19 protein-coding genes are annotated in these 25,362 nt (G+C 43.0%); 13 read left to right on the top strand and 6 right to left on the bottom strand.

Annotated features, from left to right (window positions below):
• Positions 1-16 precede the first annotated feature (16 nt).
• The 9 genes from EJP82_RS15145 (at position 17) to EJP82_RS15105 (ending at position 13,817) form a co-directional block, all read left to right on the top strand.
• Positions 17-907 carry a carbohydrate ABC transporter permease gene (locus EJP82_RS15145; protein WP_127192910.1) on the top strand — a complete coding sequence of 297 codons (891 nt, stop codon included), beginning with the start codon at positions 17-19 and terminating at the stop codon, positions 905-907.
• Positions 908-960: 53 nt separating this feature from the next.
• On the top strand, positions 961-2,472 hold the full coding sequence (locus EJP82_RS15140) for an ABC transporter substrate-binding protein (protein ID WP_246054164.1): 1,512 nt from the start codon (positions 961-963) through the stop codon (positions 2,470-2,472).
• 117 nt (positions 2,473-2,589) lie between these two features.
• Positions 2,590-4,314: a sensor histidine kinase gene (locus tag EJP82_RS15135; RefSeq protein WP_127192909.1), complete on the top strand. Its 1,725-nt coding sequence runs from the start codon at positions 2,590-2,592 to the stop codon at positions 4,312-4,314.
• Positions 4,315-4,472: 158 nt separating this feature from the next.
• The gene (locus EJP82_RS15130) at positions 4,473-6,077 is read left to right on the top strand and encodes a response regulator transcription factor (RefSeq protein WP_246054162.1); all 1,605 of its coding nucleotides are present in this window, start codon (positions 4,473-4,475) and stop codon (positions 6,075-6,077) included.
• 76 nt (positions 6,078-6,153) lie between these two features.
• Positions 6,154-7,401: an alpha-L-fucosidase gene (locus tag EJP82_RS15125; RefSeq protein ID WP_127192908.1), complete on the top strand. Its 1,248-nt coding sequence runs from the start codon at positions 6,154-6,156 to the stop codon at positions 7,399-7,401.
• A gap of 44 nt (positions 7,402-7,445) precedes the next feature.
• A complete protein-coding gene (locus EJP82_RS15120; protein WP_127192907.1) occupies positions 7,446-9,209 on the top strand; it encodes a glycoside hydrolase family 35 protein in 1,764 nt (587 codons plus the stop codon).
• Between the two features lie 175 nt (positions 9,210-9,384).
• A complete protein-coding gene (locus EJP82_RS15115; RefSeq protein ID WP_127192906.1) occupies positions 9,385-9,861 on the top strand; it encodes a GNAT family N-acetyltransferase in 477 nt (158 codons plus the stop codon).
• A gap of 75 nt (positions 9,862-9,936) precedes the next feature.
• Entirely contained in the window at positions 9,937-10,956 is a 1,020-nt protein-coding gene (locus EJP82_RS15110) for a DUF2804 domain-containing protein (protein ID WP_127192905.1), read from the top strand.
• 215 nt (positions 10,957-11,171) lie between these two features.
• A complete protein-coding gene (locus EJP82_RS15105; protein ID WP_127192904.1) occupies positions 11,172-13,817 on the top strand; it encodes a cation-translocating P-type ATPase in 2,646 nt (881 codons plus the stop codon).
• Between the two features lie 145 nt (positions 13,818-13,962).
• Here EJP82_RS15105 and EJP82_RS15100 read toward each other — a convergent pair whose 3' ends face one another.
• Positions 13,963-14,898 carry an ArsR/SmtB family transcription factor gene (locus EJP82_RS15100; protein ID WP_127192903.1) on the bottom strand — a complete coding sequence of 312 codons (936 nt, stop codon included), beginning with the start codon at positions 14,896-14,898 and terminating at the stop codon, positions 13,963-13,965.
• A gap of 145 nt (positions 14,899-15,043) precedes the next feature.
• Between EJP82_RS15100 and EJP82_RS15095 the strand changes: the two genes are divergently transcribed.
• Entirely contained in the window at positions 15,044-16,816 is a 1,773-nt protein-coding gene (locus tag EJP82_RS15095) for a glycoside hydrolase family 2 protein (protein WP_246054160.1), read from the top strand.
• Positions 16,817-16,997: 181 nt separating this feature from the next.
• On the opposite strand, the gene EJP82_RS15090 is transcribed toward EJP82_RS15095, so the two are convergent.
• Positions 16,998-17,540 (bottom strand): PadR family transcriptional regulator, encoded by a 543-nt coding sequence (locus tag EJP82_RS15090; protein ID WP_127192902.1) that lies wholly within the window; start codon positions 17,538-17,540, stop codon positions 16,998-17,000.
• Positions 17,541-17,692: 152 nt separating this feature from the next.
• Here EJP82_RS15090 and EJP82_RS15085 point away from each other — a divergent pair, with 152 nt between their 5' ends.
• Both EJP82_RS15085 and EJP82_RS15080 read left to right on the top strand, forming a co-directional pair.
• Positions 17,693-19,144, top strand: coding sequence for an MDR family MFS transporter (locus EJP82_RS15085; protein WP_246054157.1), 1,452 nt, complete (start codon positions 17,693-17,695; stop codon positions 19,142-19,144).
• 186 nt (positions 19,145-19,330) lie between these two features.
• Positions 19,331-20,260 (top strand): DMT family transporter, encoded by a 930-nt coding sequence (locus EJP82_RS15080; protein ID WP_127192901.1) that lies wholly within the window; start codon positions 19,331-19,333, stop codon positions 20,258-20,260.
• Positions 20,261-20,329: 69 nt separating this feature from the next.
• On the opposite strand, the gene EJP82_RS15075 is transcribed toward EJP82_RS15080, so the two are convergent.
• The 3 genes from EJP82_RS15075 to EJP82_RS15065 form a co-directional block, all read right to left on the bottom strand.
• A complete protein-coding gene (locus EJP82_RS15075; protein ID WP_127193010.1) occupies positions 20,330-21,925 on the bottom strand; it encodes an acetate--CoA ligase in 1,596 nt (531 codons plus the stop codon).
• Positions 21,926-22,078: 153 nt separating this feature from the next.
• The gene (locus EJP82_RS15070) at positions 22,079-22,912 is read right to left on the bottom strand and encodes a methyl-accepting chemotaxis protein (protein ID WP_127192900.1); all 834 of its coding nucleotides are present in this window, start codon (positions 22,910-22,912) and stop codon (positions 22,079-22,081) included.
• A gap of 357 nt (positions 22,913-23,269) precedes the next feature.
• Positions 23,270-23,482, bottom strand: a complete 213-nt coding sequence (locus EJP82_RS15065; protein ID WP_127192899.1) for a hypothetical protein — start codon at positions 23,480-23,482, stop codon at positions 23,270-23,272.
• Between the two features lie 181 nt (positions 23,483-23,663).
• Here EJP82_RS15065 and EJP82_RS15060 point away from each other — a divergent pair, with 181 nt between their 5' ends.
• Complete coding sequence (locus EJP82_RS15060) at positions 23,664-24,005, top strand: DUF1492 domain-containing protein (protein ID WP_127192898.1); 342 nt, start codon at positions 23,664-23,666, stop codon at positions 24,003-24,005.
• 211 nt (positions 24,006-24,216) lie between these two features.
• On the opposite strand, the gene EJP82_RS15050 is transcribed toward EJP82_RS15060, so the two are convergent.
• Positions 24,217-25,347, bottom strand: a complete 1,131-nt coding sequence (locus tag EJP82_RS15050) for a phosphodiester glycosidase family protein (RefSeq protein WP_127192896.1) — start codon at positions 25,345-25,347, stop codon at positions 24,217-24,219.
• Positions 25,348-25,362 lie beyond the last annotated feature (15 nt).

The raw sequence follows: 25,362 nt of genomic DNA, 5'->3' as shown, positions 1-25,362 counted from the left end.
GAGGAGGCATCCAACGATGCCATTTGCAACACGTATTCATAAGCCATTAATTCACCTGTTCTTCCTACTGTTTAGCGTTGTTTCACTGATGCCATTCGTTCTGGTGTTTATGGTATCCATTACAGATGAGAGCTCTATAGTCCAGAATGGCTACAGTTTTTTTCCAAGCAAGCTTAACTTTGCCTCTTATCAGTTCTTGTTTAATGACTTTGGGCAAATCGCAAGGTCATACGGGGTAACCATCCTCGTAACCCTATTAGGAACAACAATCAGCTTGTTTATTACAGCACTCTTCGCTTATCCGCTATCACGTAAGGATTTACCACTGCGTCGTACGATGTCGTTCATTCTATTCTTCACGATGTTATTCAGTGGGGGAATGGTGCCGTGGTATATCACTTATGTGACGATGGTAGGACTCAAAAATTCATTGTTTGGTATGATCATTCCGAATCTACTAATGAGTGCGTTTAATGTTCTGTTGATGCGAAGCTTTTTTGCCAATACGATTCCAGAATCGATTATTGAATCAGGAACCATTGATGGGGCAAACGAACTGACCATCTTTCTAAAACTTGTGGTGCCATTATCCGCACCAATTATGGCGACGATCGCCCTATTTAATCTACTTGCCTTTTGGAATGATTGGTATAATTGCATGTTGTTTATCGACAAACCTGAACTTATAAATATTCAATATCTAATGACTAAGACGCTAAATAATATACAGTTTCTAGTTATGAAAGCGGATTCTTCTAGTCAGGTAGGTGAACTACTTGCTAAAATGCCAACAGAAGGGGTCCGTATGGCGCTGGCTATTATCGGTATCGCACCACTTCTGATTGCTTATCCGTTTTTTCAGAAGTATTACATCAGTGGTATTACTAGCGGTGCAGTTAAAGGTTAAACTTGCGCTGTTGGATATTTAATAGAATTTAAGAGAAGAAGGGGATGGTTTAGTTGAAGAAGAAAATGTACACCTTATTAGCTCTGCTTATGGTGGTTATGTTAGTCCTTCCTGCATGCGGTCAGAAAAGCAACGACTCTAAGAAAGCAGGCGAAAACTCCTCTACATCAAGCGAAGGAGAGGGAGTAACAAAGCTAGAGCCCTACAAGCTTACGCTGGTCTATCCTGGTGACGCACAAAAGGATCTTGCACTTGTACAGGAAGAGATGAGTAAGTATTTGACGGAAAAAATCAATGCGACAATCGAATTGAAGCCTATTGATTGGGGATCTTGGACTGATAAGACCAATTTGATGAAAATTTCTGGAGAATCTTTTGATTTAATGTTTACTGCAGGATGGTTCGGTTATGGTCTTGATGTATCGAAAGGACAGTTTCTAGAACTAACGAATCTCCTAAAGAACCAAGGTAAAGATATCCCGACTGTCCTTGGTGATGACTTTATCAAAGGTTCACAAATCAGTGGAAAGTCTTATGGCGTTCCAACAAAGAAGGAATTTGCCCAAGGCTTTGGTTTCCTGCTAAATAAGGCATTAGTCGATAAATATCAGTTCAATACTGAAGGAGTTAAAACTCTAGAGGAAATGGAGGAGATGTTCAAGACAATTAAGGAAAACGAGCCGGGTATCGTACCTGTCGTTAGCAATAAATTTGCGAATACTTGGGGAGCTGCTAACTACGATAACTCCATGATTTCTCGTGACAGTAAGGAGCTTAAAATTATTGATACGCTGGAGGATCCTAAATTTATCGATTTCCTCAAGCGTATGCGACAATGGAACCTTAATGGTTGGTTTGATAAAGATGTTGTAACTTCGGATACCAGTGGCCAAGCAGATAATATGATTAAATCAGGAAAAGCCTTTGCCATCGGACAATCGTTGAAGCCTGGTAAAGACAAGGAAATGACAGTGACAATGGGATTACCACTTGTCCAAGTTGAGACGGCTTTACCTTACACAACGACAGGTGAAGCTAATGGAGCGATGCTTGCAATTTCCCGCACTTCCAAGGACCCTGAGAGAGCGATGATGTTCCTTAATATGCTTTACACGGATGCTAAATTGCTCAATATGCTAGATTGGGGAATCGAGGGTAAGCACTACGTCAAGATATCTGATAACATGATTGATTACCCTGAAGGTGTAACGGCGGATACACAAGGCTACTCAAGTCCAGGTGGGTGGATGTTTGGCAATCAATTCATCTCCTACCTTTGGGCTAACGAAGATTCGGATAAATGGGAACAGTTTGAAAAGTTTAATGCTAGCGCCGAACGTTCTATTGCTCTGGGCTTTACCTTTGATGAGACTCCGGTTAAAGCGGAGATGGCGGCGGTTAGTAATGTAGACAAAGAGTTTCAAATGGTTCTGAATGCAGGTGCCATCGATGATGTTGAAGGGACGATAGCCAAATACAAAGCTAAACGTGACGCTGCAGGTTTCCAAAAGGTTCAAGAGGAACGTCAGCGGCAGTTAGATGAATGGGCTAAAGCGAGTCAATAATAGGGGGCTGTTGGAGCTGGAAAGGGTGTTTTCCAGCTCCTTCTTCCTTTTCCAACAACATAAGATATAATAACTTGTATAAGTATACCAACATGAAATAATAGGCGGGAGAATACGATGAACCCTAAAGGCTCTCTCCGTTTCAAGCTAGCCATTGGCTTTATCACGATCACATTTCCTCTAGTCTGTTTACTGATTTATAGTAATTTTACAGCATCTAACTCCGTACGCGAGCAGGCGGCGGAATCCAATAAAAATATGATTTCCCTATATTCTAATCAAATCCAAACTAGCCTTGGAATCGAAGCCAATTTTTTGTACGATATGACCTCCCATGATGCAGATATTTTGTCTTTGAATAAGATGGTCTACAACTCTTCGGATTACACGTTGACCAAGATGCGAATCCTGAACAGCCTAAGCAGATATAATCGGTTTGATAATAGTATCGATATTCAATTTGCTTACTCCAAAGTCTATCGGGATCTGATTCATACATCGATCAAAGCCGATTCTTATGAGGAAGCGATAGTCATCAAACAGTGTATCCAGGGCATTCTTGATATGGCGCAACCTGAAAGCCCTTTATTTAGGGGATGGAAGACGGTTAGCTGTGGGGATATTTATGGTCTAGTGCGCATTGTAGATTCGGGGTTTGGTGTTTACTTAGGTGCATGGGTTCAGCTTAACCATTTAATGATTCCACTTGAGCTGATCCAGCTTGGAGGGGAAGGCTTCTCTGCTCTTGCAAACCCTGAGGGAAGATTGATTGCTGGTAGCTTCGAGATTGGAGGCTTTAAAGATCCTCCTCGTATTAATTCAGATGCGCGATACCAGAGGCTGAAAGGAGAGAATGGCACTTATGTTGTCGTCAGTAATCCGATCAAATCAACGGATGTCACGTTAATCGCCTTCATTCCGGAACAAGGGATGTTGGATAATATATCTCGATTTCGTGAGGTTATCGCATGGATTCCGTTATTCGCCTTTTTGTTGCTCTTATTATATCTAATCTATCTCAATAGTATTATTCTCAGACCGATGAATGCTTTGCTCAAAGGGATGCGTACGCTTAAGAGAGGCGACTGGGCCATTAGATTGAATAACTCCCCCTCCAGGGAGTTTCATGCGGTTACTGAAACGTTCAATGACATGGCGCATCAAATTCAAGAGTTGAAAATTAATGTGTATGAAGAGCAAATCCGCACGCATAAAGCGGAGTTAAAGCATCTTCAGCTGCAAATTAATCCGCACTTTTTGTTAAACAGCATCAATGTTATCTATAATCTTGCCCAGCTCAAAAATTATACGGTTATTCAAGCGATGTGTCTTAACCTAGTAAAATATTTTCGTTTCACGACCAAAACGAGCCAGCCCTTCGTGAGGCTCTCCGAAGAAATGGAACATATGGACAGCTACTTGTGCATTCAGCAGCTTCGATTTCCTGGTAGGATTACCTTTGAGATCGTGATAGATGAGAATGCTAAGCAGGTTCCAATTCCTCCGTTGATCGTGCAGCCTTTTATAGAGAATGCTATCAAGTACGGGTTCGACTTTATGGAGGAACCCTTCCATATTGAGATTCAGGCCACGCTGGATACTGACCAAAGATTCTGCCGTATCCGCATTGTCGATAATGGCTGCGGGTTCTCTCCAGAGATGCTAGAGTCCCTTCAAAGCGGTCGTTATTTCCATCAAACCAATGATCAGCATCTGGGCATCTGGAATAGCTACCACCGCTTGCAGCTTTTGTATGGGAATACAGCCCGATTGAATTTCGATAATTGCTTGAATTCAGGGGCATTGATAGAGTTGGATGTTCCAATAGAGGTCTCAAGTTAGTCCAAGAAACCGCTATATTAAGGAAGCTAGTGTTAATGAATATTGCCCGGAACTAGAGATGAAAAAACATAAGTGTAAACGCTTACTAAAAGGTGAAATTTATAAAATGTGCAAACTGAAAGTCATACAATTTATGCAGGTGCAGGAGGGTGAAAGGATTGCAGATTTTAATTGTTGATGATGAGATGTACTCTGTCATGGGGATTAAAGATGCAATTAATTGGACGGAACTGGGTGTTTCTGCGGTTTATGATGCTTATAACATGAGGGAAGCGATCAAGATCTTTAAGGAGCAAGAGATACACGTCATGATAAGTGATATTGAGATGCCAAAAGGGACGGGTATCGAATTACTAGAGTGGGTTAATGAGTTTTCACCTCATACAGAAACGATTTTTCTGACGGCTCACGATGATTTTCGGTTCATGCAGCGAGCTGTTCAGCTCAGTAGTTTTGACTACATGATGAAGCCTGTAGAGTACGAAGCCCTGGAAGAAGTCATTCAGAAGGCAATCCGTACGGTGGAAAAGAAGAACACTGAGCTTGCTCAGAGTGAACAATATAAGCCGTATTACGAGTTATGGAACAAAAAAAAGCCCTTGCTTAGTGAGCGGTTTTGGTACGATCTGCTATCAGAACGGATCGTCGCCTTCCATAGCGAAGTCTGTAGTCTACCAGCTGAATATGGTATTGTCCTGCAGCCAGAGGATCGGTTGCTCCCAGTTATGGTAAGTGTGGAGAATTGGCAGCGGGAACTCAGCACGAGAGACGAAGAAGTGATGGAGTACGCCATCCGTCAATCATCCTCTGAACTACTGATTTCCACTTATAGAGGAGAGGTCGTGCATACCAAGCAAGGAGTCACTATGGCTATCTTTTACCTTTCACCTGAGGAGGAAACCTTGCTTCTGGACAGTATCGATCGGAAATGCAACGGATATATTGATGCCTGTAGTCAATATTTGAACTGCACGGTATCTTGCTATATCGGCGAACCCGTTATGCTGCATGAACTAACAGGAATGTACAAAGCACTTCTATCTATGGAATACAATAATCTCAGCGTGTCCAATCAGCTTAACTGGCTGCGCAAGCAGAGTCCAGAGCCTGCCCCAGATCCTCGCTTGCCTGATTTTATAGTTTGGGCACTGCTGCTGGAGAATGGTAAGGAAGAAGAACTAGTCCAGCAGTTTAAGAGCAGCCTCAAGGAGCTTGCATTGGACCGGCGTTTTGGAGCAAATGTTCTACATGCCTACTATCAGGGATTTCTGCAAATGATTCATTATTTACTGCAGAAGAAAGGTCTTTCTGCACATCAGTTGATCCATCATGCTAGCGCCCCACAAGTAAACGTACCCCCAAGGACGTTGGAACAGATGGAAGTATGGGGAACTTGGTTAATCCAAATTGTGTATCGCTGTCTTTATCAGGAAGTGTCTGTTATTCCACGTCTTCGTGCCTATATTGCCGATCATCTAAGTGAGAACATCACCCGTGAGATGCTTGCCGAGTACGTTCACCTTAATCCAGCTTATCTCTCCCGTTTGTTTAAAAAGGAGGTAGGGATGAGTATTACGGACTATTTACTGAATGAGAGGATGCAGATTGCTAAAGAGCTAATAGTCCACTCAACGATCCCGATTTCGGATATCGCGCAAACGATCGGGTACAGTAATTTCTCCTATTTCTCTAAAATGTTCAAGAAAGTCTATCATGCGAATCCTCAACAGTTTAGGAAGCTTTCAGGCTGCTCCGGCAGCTAGATCTCGTAAGGTGTTTATCGCAGCTAATGTACGCGTGGCTCGCTACAATACAAGAGAATGAAAGAGAGTGTATGAAATGAGTAAATCAATTTTGGCAAAACCAACGGAACAGCAATTGAGATGGCATGACATGGAGCTCGGAATGTTTTGTCATTTTGGAATGAATACATTTTGTGATCAAGAGTGGGGTACTGGCACCGATTCGCCAGAGAAATTTAATCCGACGCAGCTTGATGCACGGCAATGGGTACGCACGGCAAAGCGGGCTGGTTTTAAATATTTTATCTTAACGGCCAAACATCATGATGGTTTCTGCTTGTGGCCAACGAAAACGACCGATTATTCGGTGAAATCGAGTCCTTGGAAGAATGGGCAAGGCGATGTAGTGCGTGAGGTTGCCGACGCTTGCCGTGAGGAGGGCGTTGCCCTTGGATTGTATTTGTCGCCATGGGATCGGCATGAGCCATCTTATGCTGACAAGGAAGCGTATGATGCTTTCTATACGGAGCAACTTACTGAATTGCTAACCCAGTACGGCCCACTCGTTGAGTTATGGTTTGACGGCGCAGGTTCAGAAGGTCGTGAATACGATTGGCCCAACATTATAGGACTCATTAAGCGATATCAACCTGACGCGATGGTGTTCAATATGGGGCAGCCAACGATTCGCTGGGTAGGGAATGAAGACGGATTAGCACCATATCCATGCTGGAACACTTCTTCTGAAGCTCGCGTAAGCATATTTACGAGCGATATGCTGACATGGTTACCAGAAACTTCGGACTGGGTACCAGCTGAATGTGATGTTCCAATTCGTAGCAACAACTGGTTTTGGCATCCAAACGATGAAGACAGCTTGCGACCACTTGATAACTTGATGGACATTTATTACCGTTCGGTCGGCCATGGAACAGTGTTACTTCTGAACATTTCGCCTGACGATCGCGGACTATTCCCTGACATTGATGTAGAGCGGGTCATAGAGTTTGGCGATGAAATCCGTCATCGTTTCGATCATCCAATCGCGCAATCATCCGGTGAGGGCGCAGAGCTGATATTGACGTTGCCGGAAGAGTCGCTTATCGATCATGCAATCTTGATGGAGCAAATCTCAGATGGTGAACGGATTCAAGAGTATGTGTTAGAGAGTATGAAGGATGGAGTCTGGGTTGAACTTGTACAAGGTACTGCTATTGGACATAAGAAAATAGATCGTTTTGAAGCGATTCGTACAAAGCAATTGCGACTCAAATTGACGAAGTGCATAGAACTTCCGCTTATCCGCTTCTTTGCGGTATATTGCACGGAGCTTGACTCGAAATAGGAAATGGTAGTCAACGAGATACTTTTGCTAGGAGGAACTTACTTATGAACAAATTAACAATTAACGGGTCGCAATTCATGCTAGAGAACCGTCCGATTCAGATTATCTCTGGAGCTATTCACTATTTCCGTGTCGTACCGGAGTATTGGGCTGATCGTCTAATGAAATTGAAGGCTTGTGGATTTAATACAGTTGAAACTTATATACCGTGGAATTTTCATGAGCCATACGAAGGGGAATTTGTATTCGAAGGGATGGCGGATTTGGAGAAGTTTATTCAGATTGCTGGTGAGCTTGGTCTTTATGTTATTGTTCGACCGAGTCCCTTTATCTGTGCAGAATGGGAGTTCGGCGGTCTCCCAGCCTGGTTGCTTGCCGATCCGAGAATGCATCTTCGTTGCTATCATTTGCCTTATCTAGAAAAGGTGGATGCCTACTATGATGAGTTAATTCCACGTCTGATACCACTGTTGTCGACGAATGGTGGACCCATCATTTGTATGCAAGTCGAGAATGAGTATGGTAGCTACGGCAATGATCAGGTATATTTGCAATATTTGAAGGACGGATTGATTAAGAGAGGCGTAGATGTATTGTTGTTTACCTCGGATGGTCCGGATGACTTCATGCTTCAAGGTGGGATGGTACCGGGAGTGTGGGCATCTGCTAACTTTGGATCGCAACCAACTGAGGCCTTCAGGAAGCTTACAGAATATCAACCGGATCAACCTCTGATGTGTATGGAATATTGGAATGGCTGGTTTGATCACTGGGGAGAGGAGCATCACACCAGACCTGCAGATGATGTGGCGAATGTATTGGATGAGATGATGACTGTCGGTGCGTCGGTCAATTTCTATATGTTTCATGGAGGAACGAATTTCGGTTTCTATAATGGAGCTAATTTTCAGGATAAATATGCACCGACCATTACAAGTTATGATTATGATGTTCTTGTCAGTGAATGTGGTGATATCACGGAGAAATTTCATGCTGTACGTAAAGTAATCGCAAAATATGTGGATCTTGGCCCACTTGAACTGCCTGAGCCGATTGCCAAACGGAATTTTGGTATCGTACATATGACGGAACAAGTGAAGCTATTGTCTTCTCTTGACAGTCTATCTTCACCGATTCAAAGCACATGTCCTGAACCGATGGAGCGGCTTGGACAAAATAATGGATTTATCCTGTATTCGACGCGATTGACGGGACCTAGACCGGAAAGTAGACTGAATCTTCAAGAGGTACGGGACCGTGCCATGATTTTTGTTGATGGGACGTATAAGGGAACGATCGAACGTTGGAACCCGGATCAGGAGGTTGCTTTTTCTGTTCCTCCAGAAGGCGTTACTGTGAGCATTTTGGTGGAAAATATGGGACGAGTAAATTATGGCCCACATATAAAGGACCCGAAAGGAATTACTGAAGGTGTTCGATTTGGTCAACAATTCTTATATCATTGGACGATTCATTCGCTACCATTAGATGACTTCTCTAACCTCTCATTCGAACCGAGTGTTCAAACTCTACCTAATGAACCGAGCTTCTACAGAGGCGAGTTTATGGTGGATGAGCTGGCTGATACTTTCTTAAATATGAAGGGATGGACAAAAGGGGTAGCCTATATCAATGGCTTCAACCTAGGGCGTTATTGGGAAATTGGCCCACAAGAAACGTTGTATATTCCTGGGCCTCTCCTGCGAAAGGGAAAGAATGAGCTGATTATTTTTGAGCTACACGGTTGCTCCGCTCCAGAGGTCATGCTGCAGGATTATCATGTGTTGAACAATCGGGTGGATATATAATATTGAAGTAACATATCCTCGACTCACGCACCTTATCTAGAACTAAGTATCGGTTCTAGATAAGGTGCTTTTTCTTATTTCAACAGATCATGCACCGCTATGGTCCCTAGATTGACGGAAGGAATTGAATAAGTTAGTGTTATACACAGCTATAAACAGCAAAAGGAGATAGAAAATGCCTACGATTATCACAAAACCATTTGATCAAGAAATACAATCCATTTTTAGCGAAATAAAAACGAGTTATCATGCCTGGGAATTAAGCCAGAAGGATCTATCGGAGTTACCTAAAGAGATCCATATCATTGAAGTTGAACAGGAAATGGCCGGGTATGGTGTCATTTGGGAATATAGCAGCGGCAAGCAGTTAGTTCAGAAGGCGGAACAGGATTATTTCAGTAGTGACGAGAAATACCTGGAAAAGGACTTCTATATAGATATAAAGAATAAAACAGATATTATCTTTATTGAAGCGTTAGATGTTTTGAAAGATTATGAGGGTAACGGTTATGGAGCCTTCTTTGTGAACTGGCTAAAAGAAAAGCACCCTAACAAAAAAATGTATGTATATGCGCTAGAAAAATCACGTAATTTTTGGTATAAGCAGGATTTTGAGACGGTGGGAAATACGGTTTGGATGTCATATAACTAAACAAGCAGCCAGAGGGATCTTACTTTATATCTTGGATATAAGAAGGTTAGTGACTAATCTGGAGGTGTAGCGGATATGGGACAGAATGAGATTAACGTGTCGGGTAATTTACTCGGCAACAATGGCTCTCTACTACAGCATGGTTATTCGACACGGGCAGTACTAAGCTATAACCGCGAATGTATTAAAGCTCCACCATGGCGGATTAAAGAGTGGGATTTCTATCAGGTCTCGAACGATGACTACTGTATGCAAATGACCATTGGACACGTGTCTTATGCAGGTAGCATTTCGGTAAAATTGTTTGAATTTGCGACAGGACAGCATTATGAAATTACAAAAATGCTTGCCTTGCCGTTTAATCGGCTCCAGATGCCATCTTCAGCAGAGCAAGGGGATTTGACGTATAACCAGAGGAATATGTTCATCCAATTTCAGATCACAGATGGTGGACGGAGGTTGATTGGGAAGGCTAGTGGAAAGAACTCACCCAGGATGGATATCGATATTAAGTTATCTCAACCAGATCCCACGTCGGTAGTGATCGCTACACCTTTTGATGAGCACCCTTCTATGTTCTACTATAATCATAAAATCAACTGTATGCCGGCTACTGGAAGAGTACTCATTGGAGATAAGGAGTATAGATTCGAACCGGATTGTTCCTTTGGATTACTCGATTGGGGAAGAGGAGTCTGGCCTTTCCGGCATGATTGGTATTGGGGCAATGGCAGTTGTTACGTGGATGGCAAAAGATTCGGCTTCAATATTGGGCATGGGTTCGGAAATACCTCGGCAGCTACGGAGAATATGCTCTTTTACGATGGAACCGCTCATAAGCTTGGGTCTGTGATCTTTGATCTGTCTGCTGGAGGGTATATGTCGAAGAAACAAGTTACCAGTGACAATGGGAGATTTCAGATGGAATTCACGCCGATCTACGATCAGATTACGGCAACGAAGCTATTGTTTGTCGATAATAAGTGTCATCAATTGTTTGGTACTTTTACGGGGCAAGCGGTTTTAGATGACGGTAGAATCATTGAAGTGAAGGATATGGTTGCCTTTATCGAGCATGCAGTAAATAACTGGTAATGGATATTTTATCGTATACATATAAATATATATAAGATTCCACCACCTAGACACCGCATAACTTGGTGCACCAAGGTGGTTTTTTTTGTATATAGACTTTGAAATGGAAATGATAAATATGCAAGAAAATCGTGAGTAGTGAGCAGAATAAGGGTAATAGCTGAAATGGGGTTTAGCAAATTTAATTCCAAAATTAAATCTAAGAGGTGTTTTGGATGTGGTTCTCTAAGTCACAAGAACAAGTTCTCCAAGAGCTTAAAGTAAATGCAGCAACGGGGCTGACTACGGAGGAAGCCAAATCAAGGCTGGAGCAATATGGTCCGAATAAGCTTGAGGGAAAACCCAAGAAAAGTATGATCTTGTTATTCTTTGCGCAGTTGAAAGATATGCTCATTTATGTCCTTCTAGGTGCTGCGGTCGTAACCCTGATTATTGGGGAATTTATCGATGCGCTCATTATCCTTGCTGTCGTTATTTTAAATGCGGTTATTGGTGTGATCCAGGAGAATAAAGCGGAGAAGTCGATTGAAGCTTTACAGCAAATGACGACTCCAAAGGCACTTGTCAGACGTGACGGAGAAGTGAAAGAAATAGGGTCCGAGGACGTCGTGCCTGGTGATATCGTCATATTAGATGCGGGAAGATTTATTTCCGCTGATTTACGATTATTAGAGAGCGCAAATCTGCAAATTGAGGAATCCGCATTAACCGGAGAATCTGTACCAACAGACAAAGTGGCTGATGACATTCATACAGATCCCAAAACTCCTATTGGAGATAAGTCAAACATGGCATTTATGTCCACGCTTGTAACTTATGGCCGAGGTGAAGGAATTGCGGTAGCTACAGCTATGAATACCGAAATGGGGAAGATCGCTAAGATCCTTGATGATGATAATAAGGAATTGACCCCATTACAGAAAAAATTAGAGGAACTCGGGAAGGTCCTAGGGTATATCGCGATAGGAATCTGTGTACTTGTGTTTGTCATTGCACTGTTTCAAAAGCGGGATCTATTTGAAATGTTCCTCACTGCGATCAGTTTAGCAGTTGCCGCTATTCCGGAAGGACTTCCAGCGATTGTAGCCATCGTATTAGCACTTGGCGTGACTAGAATGTCAAAGATTAATGCTATTGTAAAGAAGCTGCCGGCGGTCGAAACATTAGGCTCTGTTAATATCATTTGTTCGGACAAAACAGGTACACTAACCCAAAATAAAATGTCTGTCGTGAAGCATTATATATCATCAAGTCAAAACAAGGATGAACCTCCTGTTGAGCTAATAAAATCACTTGTTTTATGTTCAGATGCAACCTTCGAACAAGGAAAGGCTACTGGGGACCCTACAGAAGTAGCTTTAATTGTATTTGGTAATGAGAACAATTTAATTAAACGTTCCTTAGACTCAGAATACAAAAGGGTGTCCGAGAAACCATTTGATTCCGATCGTAAGCTGATGTCTACATTAAATCAGACGAGATCTGGATTTCGCGTACATACGAAGGGGGCGATCGATCAACTATTACAGATCTCCACTTCTGCTGTCGTCGATGGTGAGGTTGTACCGTTAACCGAAGAGCTGAAGCTCCAATATCTTAAGGCAGCCGAAGAGATGTCGGATGAGGCACTAAGAGTTCTAGGTGCTGCTTATAAGGATACCGATCGTATGATTGATCCAGATGAGATGGAGCAGGACCTTACGATACTTGGATTCGTCGGTATGATTGACCCACCAAGACTTGAGGTAAAAGATTCGATAAGAGAAGCGAAAATGGCCGGGATTACGCCGGTGATGATTACTGGTGATCATAAGAACACAGCGGTTGCGATTGCGAAGGAGCTCGGTATTGCGGATTCAATTGATCAAAGTATGACGGGGGCGGAAATTGATCAGCTGTCAGAAGAAGAGTTCTCACAGAAGATTAATAACTATAGAGTATTTGCTCGTGTTTCTCCAGAGCATAAGGTAAAGATTATTAGAGCTTTTAAAGCGAAAGGTAACATCGTATCGATGACGGGGGATGGGGTGAACGACGCTCCTTCTTTAAAATTTGCAGATATTGGTGTAGCTATGGGGATTACCGGGACAGATGTATCCAAGGGCGCTAGTGACATGATCTTAACCGATGACAACTTTACGACCATCGTACACGCCATTAGAGAAGGTAGGAATATTTACTTGAATATTCGCAAGACGGTTATATTCCTACTATCGTGTAACCTTGGGGAAGTTGTAGCTATACTCCTTTCGATCTTGTTCTTCTGGCCCGTACCACTCTTGCCAACTCAGATCTTGTGGGTCAACTTAGTGACGGATACGTTACCCGCAATAGCGCTTGGTCTAGATCCTGGTGATAAAGATGTAATGAGAAGAAAGCCCAGAGATCCGAAGGAAAGCTTCTTTGCCAAAGGGGCGGGGCTGCGAGCTATCATTGGGGGTATCTTGATCGGGACCATAACATTAGTTGCCTTTTATTTGGGATTGCATGAATTCGGGTACAGCCTACGTTCAAGCAACATCTCTGAGGAAGCGATGACGAATGCAAGGACGATGGCCTTTGTTGTATTAGCTTCTTCACAGCTGTTCTATTCGTTATCGATGAGAAGCGCAACGAAGTTTATTTTTCAAGTTGGATTTTTTACAAATAAGTATCTAGTTGGGGCTATAATCATTGGGTTAGTTTTGCAGTTCGGAGTCATTTCCATCCCGTTCCTGGCCTCAGCGTTTAAGGTACAATTTCTCTCCTTCGTCGATTGGGGATGGGTGATTGGGTTAGGGTTGATTCCCCTTATTGTAAATGAATTCATAAAGCTGTTCCTACGAGGTAAGGATAGCGGCGAGGATAGAGTTAGCACATAAATGGGGAGTTTTGAAGTGATTGATTTGGAATAGGAGTGGTAGATCAAGGTGGATATCCTTGACCTGCCACTTTTTTTGAAGATTAGTCACTTTCCTTGTGGAGTGAGCCTGACCCCACAGAAGATATTTCGAAGTGGGTTTATGATTATATATGTTCGGAACGACGTATGAACGATAGTACAATATCCTGAGGATGGTCGCCGAAGTTGCTACCGAAAAGATTGAGACCGCGTTTGTTAACGGCATCCTCCCGGACTTCGAAACGGAGGCTAATCGGTTTGTTAAAGGCCAGATTGAGCATGTCGACGGTTGTTGGAGAAGAGGGAACACCGTTAATCCGACTGCCTTTTCCAGAAATACTCCATTCGGTCAGCATACCGTATTCTGTTCCACTCTTCCATCGTTCGGGTGTTAGCTTGCCTTTACGGTCACCGAAATCGGAAGGGCAAGTATAAGTGCCGACAAGCAGGTCATTGATGGTCAGGGTAATATCCGTTGCCCAATCCTCGCGGAATGCAGGTGCTTCTGAGCATACTTCTGCCGAAATACGAATCTCATCCAGTATGACGCCCGGTGGTAGAGGATTGGCAAAATAGTATTCGACATAACCCGATTCTGCGAACCATAAAAGCGATGCATCAATTCTATCAGGCATATAGAATACACGTGGATCATCCTGAGAGCCGATCAAACTCCCGTCTTTTCCTGCCATACCGCAGGATGGTTGTACAGAACAGTGGGAGTACATTCCGATTGGCATATATATTTCTTCTGTTGGATGCAGGCCTTCTCCTGGCTTCGATGGAAGATCGAGTTGAATAGATCGGCATGTGACCGAGCAGATTTTCTCGCGATTAGCACCCTGTGTAGAAACGATCAGATCTACCTGCTCCAGCGTTTGTACGTTGATAGAAATTGTAGGTTGAGCCACGCCAAGGGTCTCAGCCAACTGACTAACACTCATGGGCCTGTCACCGAGCGCCTCAAGTATACGAACACGAACGTCTCCGGATAGCGCCTTAGCTACGTCCAAGATACGCGATGCCGGGTAACGAAGCGTTTCTTGTATTATTTCGCTCATAAATTGTTTTCCTTTTCGTAAAGATGGATTGAGATTATTGTACAATGAAGTTCGTGTATTGTAAAACTATAATAAACATTGCGAAAATCATATACTGGTGCTAAAATGGGCTCAACTTCTCATTTTGAAAGGTTGTGCTCACTTAATGACGACTTCTGTAATGAATTTTGAAAGTCTTAATGTTCCTCGACCTGAGTATCCACGCCCGCAATGGGTGCGGCCTGACTGGATCAACTTAAACGGCCAATGGGGATTTGAAATCGATCATGGCAAAAGCGGGAAGGAACGCGGTTTCTCTGAACCCGGACACGATTTGTCAGGGGCGATAACAGTTCCTTTCTGTCCGGAAAGCAAGCTGTCGGGTATAGAAAATAAAGATTTTATGGCAGCAGTATGGTACAAACGAGAATTCTCCTTGCCGGACAATTGGACTGGTGGAAGGATTATACTTCATTTTGGTGCAGTTGATTATGAAACTGAGGTATGGGTTAACGGAGTAGCCGTAGGAACACATCGTGGAGGATATTCCTCTTTTAGCTTTGATATTACTGCTGCTATATCACCAGGTGAGAATATCATTACTGTATATGCTGAAGATGATATTCGATCAGGGCGGCAGGCGCGTGGTAAACAAAGTGGAAGATTCCGTTCACAGGGCTGCGATTACACACGAACGACAGGAATTTGGCAGACGGTTTGGCTAGAACATGTACCTGAGTCATTCCTATCCAACATGAAATTAGTAGCGGACCCGGATAATGCATGTGTGCACATGGAGCTACTAATTGGAGGCAATGCAGCAGCAGCAGCAGCTACAATTTCCGCATCCGCCTCTTATGAAGGGAAAACTGTCGGAGAAGTCAGTGTGGTGGTGTCCGGTTCATCTATAAAAATAAAGCTACCGCTATCCGAAGTTCATTTGTGGGAGGTTGGGAATGCTAGACTGTACGACCTCCAGCTAACATTGTATAAGCAAGGTCAGGTAAGTGATTCCGTCAGCTCTTACTTTGGGCTGCGTACCGTAAGACTCGATGGAATGGCATTCCGGATCAATGGGAAATCCGTATTCCAGCGCCTTGTGCTAGATCAAGGTTTTTATCCTGAGGGTATCTATACCGCTCCAAGCGATGAGGATCTTCGAAAAGATATAGAAATTTCGATGGGTCTTGGTTTTAACGGTGCTAGACTACATGAAAAAATGTTTGAACCCCGTTATTTATACTGGGCGGATAAGCTAGGCTACCTGGTTTGGGGAGAGCATGCCAACTGGGGATTAGACATTTGTACAGCAGAAGGTTTGTCTCAATTTTTGCCGGAATGGATAGAAGGGATGGAACGAGATTTCAATCACCCGGGCCTCATAGGCTGGTGTCCTTTTAACGAGACATGGGATCGGGACGGCGCCAAACAAAATAACGATGTGCTGCGCATTACTTACGAGGTAACGAAACGGATGGACCCTACCCGTCCCGTTATCGACACTAGCGGTAACTTCCATGTCGTAACTGACATTTTTGATATTCATGACTATGATCAAAATCCGGAGACGTTCAAAGAAAGATATGAACCTATGAAAAGCGGCGGAGAGGTCTTCGTTACGTTCTCTGATAGACAAAAATATGAAGGGCAACCATATTTCATTAGCGAATACGGCGGCATCTGGTGGAATCCAGAGCAGAAGGATGAGCAATCTTGGGGTTATGGAGACAGACCGACATCAGAAGAAGCGTTTATTAAGCGTTATGAAGGATTAACGAATGTGCTACTGGATCACCCAATGATGTTTGGATTTTGTTATACCCAGCTATATGATGTGGAGCAGGAAGTAAATGGATTGTATACCTATGATAGAAAACCGAAATTCAATCCTGATACGATTCGCCAAATCAACACACGTAAGGCAGCGATTGAAGATTAAAGCAATCAGATCAGCTTCGTATTCTGGAATTGGTTTGAAAGTGTTCTTTAAATTATACTAAAAAAGCCCCACTGGGGCTTTTTCTTGTCGGAAGCTTGATGGTGGAAAAACTCATATCCGTTATGAAGGTGAGAAGGGGACATTTGGAGGAGATGTCGGCACAATACCAAGTTCCACTAACTCATGACTCAAGCTCCTCGAGTGCAAGCTTACAAAATTGCAGGGCAGACTCCATGTCCATGATTCTTTTGCGAATGAGCAAATAACGTCCGAACGTCGTGGCCTTCGGCTCATGAGATTCGCCTCGCTTCTCGCGAAGAACTTCATTGCCTTTGAGCATGTCCTTATATCGATTAAGCTCACTCATACAAAATTCTTCGCGCTTGCGCAGCATTTCCTTAGCCTTCTCAGGTTCAGAGAGCCATAGGCTGTACAGTTTGAAATGCATCTCATCTCGTAGAACAGGATGCTCAGCAGGAGTTTCTACCCACTGTCGTAATTGCATAAGTCCTGCTTCAGTAATTGTATATTCTTTTTTATCTGGTTTATCAACTTGTTTGATAAGCTTGTAGGATATGTAGCCTTGCTGCTCCATGCTCACTAAAAGGGGGTAGATTTGACTATGCCCAGCTTGCCATAGTGGTTTGATTTTTTGTGCCAAATCGTAGCCCGACAGGGGAGCAAAGCTTAACAAAGAAAGAAGACCATAAGAGAGTGTATTCATTCGTGAGACGTCCTCCTAATCGTATTAATACGCTTTCATCAACGTTTTTTGATGCTATGTCGGAATTGACATAGTATTCCTAGGGGTGTAGCATTATTTCTATTCTTATTATATGTAAAAATAGACATATGCGCAATTGGAGGGGAACGTTGATGGAAGAAACAAAAGGAAGAGAGAATCATTTTTGGCCTATCATGATTGCCATATTCTTCGGAACTTTCGTCTCTGTCTTAAGTACAACGACGATTAACATTGCCGTTCCGATGTTAATGGATCATTTTCATACCAGCCTAAATACCATGCAATGGATGATAACTGGCTTTATGTTAGCTACGGGTGTAACAGCACCACTTACCGGTTACCTTGGAGGAAGATTCAGTTATAAGCGGCTATATTTATTTGCTTTAATTGGATTTACCATCTTTTCGTTATTATGTGCTGTAGCTTGGGGTCCAACCTCACTGATCGTATTTCGGATGCTCCAAGGCGCCTGCAGTGGACTCATCATGGCTTGTACGATGACCATCATATTTCAGGTTATTCCAATAAAACGCAGAGCGTTTGCTGTTAGTCTTTGGTCACTGTCTGCCATGGTTGCTCCCGCTATTGGGCCTACATTCAGCGGTTGGCTACTGCAGTATGCTAGCTGGCACTGGCTATTCTTGATCAATATTCCTGTGGGGATCATTGCTATTATTTTGACCCAAACACTCATTCCTTACTATCGAATGAACATTCCGAAATCTTTGGACGTACCTGGTGTCATTACCGTAGTTCTGGGCAGTCTCGTCTTGCTAACCGCTTTTAGCCAAGGTAGCAGTTGGGGCTGGAGCTCATGGAAAACCATATCATTAATCGTTGTAGGGATCATATTGCTGATCTTGTTTGTATGGCGGGAGCTGACAACAGAAGTACCGCTACTCAATCTACGTGTATTTCGCAATCGAAGATTTACGGTTATGCTCAGTATCTACAGCATTGTTACGGTAGCGATGTATACAGGAACTTATTTAACACCACTGTTCTTACAAACCGTACAAGGAGAAACCCCACTTGCAACGGGGCTGATTCTGTTGCCATCATCTATTGTGCTAGCACTACTTAGTCCAATCGTTGGTAAGCTATATCCAAAGTTTGGCCCAGTTAAGCTGATCTCCTTTGGGATTGTATTTATTTTTCTCGGGTTATTCATGATGAGCTGGCTTGGTGTGAACGTTTCGAATAACTTTATTATGTGGGCCATGATCATACGTAATTTCGGCCTTGGCTTCGCTAATGTTCCAAGTAGTACGGCCTCAATGGAGGAAATTCCAGTAGAATGGTCTGGTCACGCGACCTCAATTAATAACTGGATTCGTAATGTATTAAGCTCGTTTGCGATTGCCGTATTTACCTCTCTATTGTCGAGCAGATCTTTGTTCCACTCTAAGGAACTCGTCAGCACAAGTGTTAGTGATACTAACACGATCCGCCTGCTCTCATTTACGATGGGGGTGGATGATGTGTTTGTATTAGGTTCAATTATAGTGTTGTGTGGACTTCCGCTAATGTTCCTGATGGGCCGCAACAAAGGGAATATTTCAACAGTAGAAAGTGCGGTATAATGTATCCCTTCTTTCGATACTAGGGTATAATATAATTTCATTAAGCCATTTGAAGATGGCTTTAAATACATAAGCATGTCCAAGAGGTGGAGTTGACACTTAAGTGTCAGCTCTTTCTGTTTAGAGGATTGGGTATCTATAAGATGTGAGATTTAGAGAGATTAATAGATTGGGAGGAATAGAGAAATGTGGTTTGTCTTTGCCGCCGCTGCGGCAACGTGTTTTGGGATACGAGGAATTTTGTATCAGTGGACGTCTCAGCGTCCAATTGAACGAAATCTACTGTTATTCGGTGTTTATTTGTCAGGGACGTTGATTGCTTTAGGAGTGAACGTATTTGCAGGGCAACCTTGGGGGAGTGGGGTTATAATCGGCTTACTGATGGGGGGATTTTCGTTTATCGCTAATGCATCCATGTATAAGGGGTATGCTGTTGGTAAAGCCTCGATAATCGCTTTGTTCACCGGGCTGCCACCTGTTATTGTTGTTATCGCGGCTTACTTGCTGTGGGGGGAAACGTTAAACCTCTGGCAGTTGTTGTCTTTTGTTGTGGTCATTCTTGGCCTCCTGTTGATTAAGTACTCCCAAGATTTCAAGCTAGGGCAGTTAAAAGGAATTCAATGGGGGCTGCTAACCATGCTGTTCTTCGGTTTGACGGATCTATCATCCAAACAAGCAACACTACTTGGAGCATCAACACTACCAGTACTGGCCGTCATGTATGGAACAGGAGCAACATTATTTGGCACGCAGTGGGCCATCAATCGGTTAAAAGCTTCGAGACATACTATGCGCATAGCAGCAGCCGAAGTGGAAGGTTCGGTATTAGATGCGGACACCGCCCCGGAAACTGTAGTAGTTCCAGTCCAATGGAGTAATGGCAAAACGCTTGGTTGGGGGATGTTTGTTGGGATTTCGAATATTGCGGGCATGGTATTCCTCATCCCGGCTTTCCGGGAAGGGGTTACGGGTATTGTATCGGCAATCAGTGCTATGAATGTTGTGTTTGTACTGCTCTATGCCCGTTTTTATCTAAAAGAAGTCATGTCCCGTCGAGAGATCATGGGATTATCTCTTGCCTTGGCCGGAATTGTGCTACTTCGTTTGCTGGCGTAGAAAAAAACCGAAAGCTGGACACCGTTCTAAGTGTCAGTCTTTCGGTTTTTTTCAATATCTCAAGCAAGCTTACTCTTGTGCCGCTCGGTTTTCCTGTTCACGTAGCTCTATTCTCCGTATCTTACCGGAGGAGGTCTTCGGAAGGTCCTGGATAAATTCGATTTTACGCGGATATTTGTAAGGGGCTGTCCATTCTTTGACATGTGACTGAAGCTCCTTAACAAGTTCAGGAGAAGCGGAGTTAGCATCCTTTAACACGACAAACGCTTTAACGATATGACCACGTACTTCATCAGGGCTCGCTACAACAGCGCATTCTTTGACCGAGGCATGTTTCATAAGTGCTTCCTCAACTTCAAAGGGTCCAATTGTGTAACCTGAGCTAATGATGATATCGTCACCCCGACCTTCGAACCAGAAGTAGCCGTCCTCATCTTTGCGGGCCCGATCACCTGTAACGAAATAATTCCCGTGTGAACAGTTTCCTTTACGTTCAGGGTCCTTGTAATAGGTTTTGAACAACGCAGGCATGCTCAAATGCACGGCAATGTCTCCAACAACTCCCGCTGGAAGTGGGTTACCATCCTCATCGATTACTTCTACAAGTCCAGGAGCAATCGACTTGCCCATAGAACCTGTACGGATAGGAGTATCTTTAAGTGTTCCAATGATCAAAGTGCTTTCTGTCTGTCCATAACCGTCCCGGATGGTGATATCGAAATGGCGCTGGAACGTGTTAATGACTTCCTGATTTAAAGGCTCGCCGGCGGACAACGCACAACGCAGGTGAGACAGGTTGTACTGGTCTAAGCCTTCTGTCTTGGCCATTAAGCGGTATTCTGTTGGGGTACAACATAATACTTGGATTTTATGATCTTGGAGCAGTTGTAGGTACCGCTCCGGCCCGAATGATCCATTGTATACGAAACCTGTTGCTCCGTTTCCAAGTACGGTCAAGAACGGGCTCCAGATCCACTTTTGCCAGCCTGGTGCCGCTGTTGCCCAGACCGTATCGGAAGCTTTTATATCGAACCATAACGACGAAGTGATCCGTAAGTGAGCATAACCCCAGCCGTGACTATGGACTACAGCTTTGGGATTGCCCGTTGTTCCGGAGGTATAGGCCAGAATAGCGATATCATCTTTGTGACTTTGAACAGCTTCGAAAGTATCAGGTTGATCCTCCATTAATCCTTCTAGATCAATCCAGTCTGAACCGATGTTGTCTTTATTCCCAGAAACGGATAGACGGTAATTTAAAGCAGGCAGATCTTCTGAAATTTTATCAACTTCAGGTGTGACCTCAGACCATGCAATAACAGCTCTGGCTTCAGAATGCCGAAGGCGGTAGGATAAATCCTTGGCCCGAAGCATTTCAGAAGAAGGAATAATGGCAAGCCCAAGCTTTAGACAAGCCATATAGATGACATAAGCGATAATTCTCCGGGGAACCATAACGAGCACGGGGTCTCCTTGGCGAAGACCCAAACCAGCTAAACCTCCGGCGAGTCGATTAGCCTGCTTGCGGAGTTCTCCGTAAGTAATCTCCTCGAAATCTCCGTTCTCACTTAACCATTTAAGCGCAACCTTATCGGAAGGATGATGTTCCATTTCCGAAGTCAGATTATAGTATTCCGGTGCGATCCATTGCTGATTGTCCAAAATGAACATCTCCTATTAATATATGATGGTATATCCGTAGTCATTAGAAACAGTATAGCACGTTATCCTAGTACTAGGTACTAATACCAATAAAAAAAGAGGGCCAACCAAACCTGATGGATTGGGAGCCCTGTGTTCTTATCAAATAATATTGAATTATTTCTTGTTGTGATGGATCAAACCCTCAATAAAGGACTTCATTTGTTGATTGGAATCATTTAACTGCTCAATGACATTCATAAATTCAGTAACTAGAATGGCCTGTTCCTGAGAAGAGAGAGCAATTTGTGAGAAATCGGATTCCAATTGTTGAATGGATTTCTGAACGCTAGATAATGTTGTCGAAATATTGTTGGTAGCTTCCTTGGTACTGACGGATAACTTTCTTACTTCCTTGGCAACGACACCAAAACCTGCTCCCAATTCGCCTACTCTGGCAGCTTCAATAGCCGCATTAAGTCCGAGTAGATTCGTCTGATTGGAAATCTCCTGAATGAATCTAATCGTATTATTAATCTCTGAAGAATTTTCTACTGCGTATTTAGTATTAGTCATAATCTGTTCGCTTGTTGCAGACAATTCTTCTGAATGCGCGGCAACGGTTTGCACCATATCTACTAAACGTCCAGTAATATGGTTTAAATTCTCCATATTCTCTTCTAGATGCTGCTGGGTTTCAGTGGATTGAGCCGTGGCAAACGCTCCAATGATGACTCCGTTCTGATCCTTAATTGGGATAGCGATGGCACTGATCGGGAACCCATATATGCTGGCTGGTAGGTGAGTAGAAGAGAACTCTCCATTTAATGCGGTACGAAGATTCTTGTCATCTGGAGGGATTGGATCACCGGGACGAATACCGAAATCAATGTTCGCCGAAGGCTCGTAGTACAGAAATTGATTCAGATCTGTAATGCCAATCATAATGTCTTCTCTAACGATTTGTTTGATATAAGGGACCGAAGCTATGAGGATATCTATAGTATTCATGATCAACCGCCTGTCTCAAATTTGAATTAATTATACTTCGTTCCGACAAGTTTTTACAATGCTCATTTTTGAAAATTTAGGTTATCCCACCCTATGAATAAGTTAGAAAATTATGAAAAATATAGAAAATATAATGCTAAATTTATTTATTTCGAATAAAATGAAGTAAGCAGCCGTTCACCAATTAGTCACAAGTATTACCCTCTCTGAGTGGGATACCTACCAAGTATTAATTTAGACAAGTAACCCACTAAGCGGTAGCTTTTATCCGTGGTGTAGGTTGCTTTTTTTTGATTCTTAGGTGTCACAGAAAGGGGGAGGGAGCTGCAAGTCGTGTCATTTCTGGATGGGATAGGGTCATTTCGATTTTGGATTAGCGCGCGCTACATCTCGGATTTCATCGCTGTTGTCTTCTAGAATTTTAATCTCTTCCGTTAGTGTGTGCATAGAAGATTCCAACTTATCCAGTTTGGTACCTACAGTTTGCAGAACATATTTGATAAGGATAAAGCATAACGTGACGGGAAATCCCACATTGGTAACCAATGATATCATATCAGTGACCTGCATGACCGCTCCCTCCTTTCCCCTGAAGTTCCTTTCACACTATAGAGAAAATAATCACGTGATTCTACAACCATAAATTTGAAAATAAATGTTATAATTGCTAAATATAAGAAATATATGGGTTGTAAACTATCGTTATAAATTCCCTATATATAGAAGATGAAAATGAAAGGGGGAGGTAGTTTTGATGGAACAACAGACCGTATTTGAGGAGTATAGAAAAGAAGTGTATCGGATTGCTTGGCGGATTCAGTATAAGGCTAAAGTTGTAAGGAAGCGTGAGTGTTCGTTTATCGGATTTGAACCGGCCACAACCAGTTTCACATCATCTTCTGATAACAAAATCGTAGTAAGACAACTCATTAATGATCTACCCTCCAACACGGGAAGAACCATTATCTATAAGATTTACATCCAAGACAAGACAGAAGGTGAAGTGGCTCGGGAGTTAAATATGAGTCAGCAAGGGGTGAACAAATGGAAGCGAAAAATGATTCAAGAGTTATCCCGGATGATGAGTTCCTAACTTTACTTCATAAAGCGCAGCAAAATGATCCAGAATCAACATTAAAGCTGATTGAGCTCTTCAAATGGGACATCCTGCGAACTAGCAAGTACATTTATATGCCTCAGGAAGATGCCGTTTCTAATATTATCTTGGAGTTTCTGGAAATGATAAAGGAGCGGAAAGACTAGAAGAACCCCCTGGTATTAGGGGGTTCTTCTTTTCAACATAATTATTGATTCCTAATTATAATAGCGTTGCTGATCTTACGTCCGGGAGCCGTTATATATTTACCATTATAGTAGAGTCCGCTAGAGGCACCACCGTCTAGATTCATCGCCTGATAAGCTCCTGCCTGTTTCATGATCTCCGCTAACTGCGGAATCGTTGCACCGCTTGTGGTAATTAGGATCAATTTGTGATCACGCGTAATGCCCAGTGCACTTCGGGCTCCGGCACCCGTTAATATTTTGGGATCTTTAAAGCCTTCCTTCTCCACGTCAAGTGACACTTTTCCATTGGTTATAAGACGAGGCCCAGCCTGAAGACCACCTTCGATCGTACCTTGTTTAAAGCGATCTTGGAACTCATCTCCTGGGATCAACTGAACCAGATTATTCTTGTCATAAGTAAAGACGGTACGACGGTCACCGTAGTGGAGGAGCTCATTCCCGCTAATAATGTAGCCATAAGGAGATTTGAATTCTCCTGTCGTATACGCATCAAAGAAAGTACCGTTAATAGCAACGGCGGCGTTATTACGTTTGGCCAGACTACTTAGATCTTCCACTTTGCCTATGGTATCACTCGCAAGTACGACATCCAAATCAATCTTGGGATGCAATAATGAGATTGTAACCATTTGTACGTTAAAAGACTTCTTACCTACCTTGAATGTTTTCTTCTCACTCACGATCGGCTTGCTGTTGTTGGTATTCTTTCCTTGGTTGATGAAAGGTAAGGAGGCCGAAACTTCCCCTTGATTGATCTTGACGGACGCGGAATCTTTATCCCAGATCAACTGCATGTCCATAGCCTCACTAACGAATTTAAGTGGTACATACGTTATACCGTTATCGTTAAAGGGAGCAGTAGATAATTGGACAGATTCATCGTTAAGTGTTGCGGCTGTTTTACCAACGAATAGAGTGAGATGAACTTGTTCTTTGACTATATCGATTCGTTGATCTGTAGAAGTCCATGTCATCGAGATTCCGTTATATCCGTTCAGAAACCTAATGGGAACAAAGGATTCATTACTCGTTGCATCTACGATGACAAAATTCTTGGCTGGAACTGCCCCAAACGTGGATGGTACAAAACAAACAAAGGCCAGAAATACTAGCAAGACGACTTTTTTCATATGACTGAAGCTCCT

Origin of the sequence: Paenibacillus anaericanus, assembly GCF_003994475.1 — a bacterium.
Taxonomy (GTDB): domain Bacteria; phylum Bacillota; class Bacilli; order Paenibacillales; family Paenibacillaceae; genus Fontibacillus; species Fontibacillus anaericanus.
The sequence above is the reverse complement of the archived record's forward strand: the minus strand, read 5'-3'. Positions and strand labels throughout refer to the sequence as shown.